The sequence below is a fragment of the uncultured Photobacterium sp. genome, from assembly GCF_947039875.1.
In the GTDB taxonomy this organism is placed as follows: domain Bacteria; phylum Pseudomonadota; class Gammaproteobacteria; order Enterobacterales; family Vibrionaceae; genus Photobacterium.
Genome location: NZ_CAMRAN010000093.1, coordinates 1 through 3,562, shown reverse-complemented (window position 1 = coordinate 3,562; position 3,562 = coordinate 1). Strand labels below are relative to the sequence as shown.

The 3,562-nt window shown below is 35.1% G+C and carries 3 protein-coding genes; 1 reads left to right on the top strand and 2 read right to left on the bottom strand.

Annotation, left to right across the window (positions count from 1 at the left end; all coding sequences use genetic code 11):
• Nucleotides 1-69: 69 nt before the first annotated feature.
• Nucleotides 70-1,800 (bottom strand): DUF87 domain-containing protein, encoded by a 1,731-nt coding sequence (locus tag Q0V26_RS17855; protein ID WP_297486337.1) that lies wholly within the window; start codon nt 1,798-1,800, stop codon nt 70-72.
• A gap of 8 nt (nt 1,801-1,808) precedes the next feature.
• The gene (locus Q0V26_RS17850) at nt 1,809-2,831 is read right to left on the bottom strand and encodes an SIR2 family protein (protein WP_297486335.1); all 1,023 of its coding nucleotides are present in this window, start codon (nt 2,829-2,831) and stop codon (nt 1,809-1,811) included.
• 254 nt (nt 2,832-3,085) lie between these two features.
• On the opposite strand from Q0V26_RS17850, the gene Q0V26_RS17920 reads away from it, so the two are divergent.
• On the top strand, nt 3,086-3,277 hold the full coding sequence (locus Q0V26_RS17920) for a phage integrase N-terminal SAM-like domain-containing protein (RefSeq protein WP_363316476.1): 192 nt from the start codon (nt 3,086-3,088) through the stop codon (nt 3,275-3,277).
• Nucleotides 3,278-3,562 lie beyond the last annotated feature (285 nt).

Sequence of the window (3,562 nt, the reverse complement as noted above, 5' to 3'; positions counted from 1 at the left end):
CTCGGGCTTGTCCAACACTTCGGATAGGTGTCGGCTGCGCGACACATATCCTTATTTGTTAGACGCACATTATTGTATGTTTTGCTTACGCCAATTATCTACCGCTGAACTTAATCGCCCAACAGATACATCCCCTTGCCACTCTTTCCAGAATTCAATTGTCCCACTGTCAGGTTTATTGGCTGGTTCATCAATACGGATTCGACTTGGTAATAAACTTGCGTCGCCAACAACTAAAGCTTCACCTGTATCAAGTGTTGGTAATATATCACTAAATCCACCTAGACTATCAGGAAGCAATTTTTTTATAACCGCTTGATCATCAGAATTAGTGAGTCTCATGGCTACAAAATTACTACATTGGCTAATGATAGTTTTGTTAACTTCAGACGGTCTCTGTGTCACAACCACTAAGCTAACTCCATACTTACGGCCTTCCTTAGCGATCCTTTCAAAAATTTGAATAGATATATCATCTGTCGCACCAGCAACATTTTTATTAGGTATATATAAATGTGCTTCATCACATAGTAATGCGACAGGATGTCGAATTGTTGAAGGCGTCCATTGTTGTATAGAAAAAGCTAAACGAGCAACTAACGATACAATCAATGGTAATACATCTGAAGGTACTTCTGAGAAGTTTATTATTTTAACTCCGCCTCGATTATTTTCTGCGCTGCTGCCAAGTAAAGCATCAGCTAACCGATTTAACCAATCGAATTCAAGTACATCTTTCCCCCCTTGAAATAAAAAACCTAATCGGCGATCAGATATTTTATTTTCTAAACGAGAAATCATTCGACTTAATTTACCGTTAAATTCTCCCGCTTTAGTCGTACCACTTCTTGCTCCTGGTACTTGCTCAACATTAATATCGTTCAATGATTTAAGTAAAGCTTCCAAGTCAAATGGTACAGGGCTATCTACCGTAAAGTTATCTAAAATATCTTTATGTCCGCCATCTTCTAGATATTTTGTTTTAGCTGCATTAACTTCTCTAGCCATAAGCATTGACTGATTCGGAGCATTTTGGTCACTACGGTCAACAAACAATGATACTAATGCTTCATATGATAGCAACCAATACGGTAAATATATTGCGCCATCGGAAAGTGTTCGACCTGATTCTATATCTCCCGGTCCAGCAACTTTGAAATGGCTTATACCTTCACCTTTTAAGGGTGAGTATTCACCGTGAAGATCAAAAATAATTGCATTAGCATTTTTTAACTTAGCAACCTGCTCAATGATTAATGCTGTTGTCCAAGACTTACCTGCCCCTGTACTACCACCGATAAATGCATGGCGTTGAAAAAATTTATTACCATTTAGGTATGCTACCGCATTTTCATCTAAAGTATATTTTCCCAAAGTTAGTGAATTACCATCAGCCTCTGCATGAGATATAATCCGCATAAACGCTGTTAATTTATCACCTTCAAGTGAGAAGCAATTCGCATCAATTTCAGGAACACTTTCAAGGGTTCTTCTAAAGACATTTCTCCTTAAACCTTCAGCATCGATAAGAGACCCAATTAATGCAACCTTACATAAGTTTTGTTCGTCTTCTTGTTCACCTTGATCTTCAATAGATGGCATTGCTAACTTTTTTCTAGTTACCTGATTGATAATACCAATTAAATGTTGTCCGGGTTTACTACTTTGTAATACAGCCAATCTATTTACTTGCAATCGCTTTAGCTGTTCAACATCATCTACGGATATAATTACGGTTGCAGTGTCTACAGAAGCAACTTTTCCTAATGCTTCGTCATCACTAAAATTAAAAATTGTCATACTTTCCCTTACATTATAAAATTTAGAAAACCATTAAGAGACCAATAATCTCCGTCAACTTCGATTGCTTCCTTAATTAAGGAGCTATAAATTATGGATTTTCCATCATTAGAAGACGATTCTATTGCCAAATATCTTTCAGCATTTCGGTTTAAAATAAACTCTTTTGCAGCATCAGTTAACTTGTGAGTAATAATAATGACTGCTGCATCATCATTTGCACATCTATTAACCAATTTTGTTTGTATATGATCGTCATTAAAACCAAAACCAACACACAAATACGATGTAGCTTTATCCATAACATCATCAGATTCATGAATTATCGTTTTATATGGCTCTTTATGAGTACTTCTATACTTTTCTATACCGGGTGTAACAATCAATGGATTCAACCCGCTAGGGATTGAATCCATTATCCCTAGCGACATAATCACTTTATTATTATTTGTAAACCAACCTAGAGAACCATGCACCTTCCAAATGTTGACTTGACGTAAACAGGTTAAATGATTCTTTTTAACTAAATGTCCCTTATAACCATGAGAAAAGCCGTCATAATGATGTATACCTTCTTGTTCACATGCATATTCAGCTAATCTGTCATAATTTGGAGTAATTATATTTAGCTCTTTAGCCGTACTTCTAAACATATGTTTTAATAACTTACCCAGTGGAAATAAAGTTGGCTCATTAAAAGAACGATTAAAGACTTTAACATCCTCTGGGGCCAATAATTCCCACGTACTTGAAACCACTCTATTTGTTAAAACTGGAGACAAATGAACATCATGTAACGCAGTTTCAAGATCTACGCCATCATTAAGTAATTGACAAAACATCGACCACGAGCTTTGCTCTGATTCCGATAAATCATCAACTTTAATATTCTTAATCAAATGCTGAGCTAATATCCACATCCCAGACATACCAAAAGCAGCTGAGGCACCACTCCCTAATATTATCACTGGCGTGTTTTTATAATATTCCTGAGCTTGCTTCGATATTTTATCTAGTACTTGTTCAGACATTTTAATCCTTATTAATGCGATGATACTTGAAAGAATGTGCGTCTAACAACTTATTATATTAACAACTTGCCCGAATTTGTTCTTTGAACCTGCGCCCGTATTTAATTCGTCATTATACAAAAAACATTATAAATCAAAAACATTATTACATTGGCTGCCCGATAGAAGTCACAAAATCGGGCATCTGCCTTTTAGTTTCCACTTTTTTTACTAATACTAATTGCTGTATGTATTAACAGTATAAAAGGTGCGCAATGGCTTCTCTCTTTCTAACTTACATAAAAGAATACATGTATCAAAAAAACTACGCAAAACGTACTGTTGAAAGTTACTTATATTGGATAAAAAACCATATTTTATTCCATGATAAAAAACATCCTGATAAATTATACAATGATGATGTTGAACAATTTCTGTCTTATTTAAATAACCAATCACACATTTAAAAAATAATAATTAATAACGATTCAACACGCTGTAAATAGATTCCCTATCTCGTTCGTAACCTCACTATAGGGAATGACGAAGTGGGTTTTATATTTATTCTTGGAGTTTTCAGTGAGCGTTTAAAAATATCAAAATATAATAACACTACAACACGCTATAAATAGATTCCCTATCGCGTTCGTAACCTCACTGTAGGGAATGACGGGATGAGTTTTGTATTCATTATCAAAATTTTCAGTGAGCGCTTAAAAATATCAAAAAATAATAACACAACAACGCGCTGC